This window comes from Prevotella sp. OH937_COT-195, assembly GCF_003932845.1.
In the GTDB taxonomy this organism is placed as follows: domain Bacteria; phylum Bacteroidota; class Bacteroidia; order Bacteroidales; family Bacteroidaceae; genus Prevotella.
Genome location: NZ_RQZH01000169.1, coordinates 1 through 396, shown reverse-complemented (window position 1 = coordinate 396; position 396 = coordinate 1). Strand labels below are relative to the sequence as shown.

General features: G+C 46.0%; 1 pseudogene. It reads right to left on the bottom strand.

The features are described from left to right. Window positions 1-396, bottom strand: a pseudogene (locus EII32_RS11760) (helix-turn-helix domain-containing protein); the annotation flags it as partial.

Genomic DNA, 396 nt, shown 5'->3' with positions numbered 1-396 from the left:
CGGAGGCTTTGACCGCTTCCCAAATGGCAGTTTCCGCATAAGCAACATATTGGTGGATTTCTCCACCGGTGTGAGTATGGCGTGCCGGGCAGGATCGATGATTAAGTCCATCTCAAAATCTCCGAATCTCCTCCCGTCAACTTCCTTACTTCTTTCATGTATGCTCACCCTGTCCTTGATTGGAAGATGTCCGCACTTGGGACGATGCCTGTATTTCATCTTATGTCTTGTGTGTTCGGCAAGTTTGCCTGTTGTGTCATTGTGTATGATGTTATAGATGGACCGGTGGGAAACCTTTATCCCCTCATTTATTCGCAGATACCCTGATATTTGTCTTGGAGACCACCGGTAGTTGGTAATATATTCCTTGATTCTCCAAACTAATTCGTCGGATAG